Annotated in this window: 2 pseudogenes; one reads left to right on the top strand and one right to left on the bottom strand. The window is 48.9% G+C overall.

Features of this window, described 5'->3' with window-relative positions:
- Positions 1-575, top strand: a pseudogene (locus CIK04_RS33620) (FAD-dependent oxidoreductase); the annotation flags it as partial.
- A 310-nt stretch (positions 576-885) separates the two neighbouring features.
- Here CIK04_RS33620 and CIK04_RS23870 read toward each other — a convergent pair.
- Positions 886-1,205 (bottom strand): annotated as a pseudogene (locus CIK04_RS23870) (hypothetical protein); the annotation flags it as partial.

Below are 1,205 nucleotides of genomic sequence, written 5' to 3'. Positions count from 1 at the left end.
CGGTCGTCACCCAGCGACTGACGCCATCAACCTGAGCGCAACCGGCGTAAGCAACCAACGAGCGCGGCTACATCAAAGTCGATGAGTTCCAAGCCACCAACGTTGCTGGCATCTACTGTGTTGGCGACATTATGGAAGGCGGTATCGAGCTTACACCCGTTGCGGTGAAAGCGGTCGTCAGCTTCTGAGCGTCTGTTCAACAACAAGCCTAACGCGAAGATGGACTATGACTTGGTCCCAACCGTGGTGTTCAGCCACCCACCTATTCGGCACCATTGGTCTTTCTGAGCCAGAAGCAATCGCGAAATATGGCAAAGAGAACGTGAAAGTGTACACCTCAGGCTTTACTGCGATGTACACCGCGGTGACTCAACACCGTCAGCCATGCAAAATGAAGCTCTGTATGTGCGGGTGAAGATGAGAAAGTGGTTGGTCTGCACGGCATCGGTTTCGCCGTGGACGAAATGATTCAAGGTTTCGGTGTCGCGATGAAGATGGGCGCAACCAAAGCCGATTTCGACTCAGTTGTGGCTATCCACCCAACCGGCTCTGAAGAGTTCGTTACCATGCGCTAAGGCGCGAAGTACAGTTACAATCAAAGTAAGATGGCGGCCTTTTCGGCGGCCATTTTTTATTGGGACGGCTAAAATGAAACACGGAGATCCATTTTCATAAAGTGCAACGACGGGTAGCCAGTCTGCTTTTGAAAAAGGCGATAAAGGCACTGTGTGAGGCAAACTCCAGCCAATACGCCACATCGGTGACACACAGACCAGACGAAAGCAGTTCGATCGATGTGAGCAAGTGCCACTGTGCTGCTGACAACTGTCGGGTAAAACGAAGGGTTAACTAAGTATAAAAGAAGGCCATCAAACGATGCTTCTTTTAGGGTTCTTCTGGGGGATAAAAGAGCTGATAGCGTTCCCCTGTCCAATATAAGTATGTATCGATTCCAGCTTCTGTTGGTATTACCACGAGCATCTGGTTGGGGTCAGAAACCAAATCATACCCTAAGCTTTTCGATAACGCCTGTTGAGAAATAAATGACATGCCATATTTTGCGCCATGAAAATCGCCCACACATGGCAGGATCAAATGACGCCTGGGAAAGTATGGATGCATTCTCTGACTGCCATGTAAAATCAGCAACTTAGTTTCTTTTGGGTCAGAGTTAACATGAGCTTTGCATTGTATCTCATCTAGAT

It is taken from the genome of Vibrio sp. 03_296 (assembly GCF_002265885.1).
Note: the sequence above shows the minus strand (reverse complement) of the source record. Positions and strands in the feature narration are given on the sequence as shown.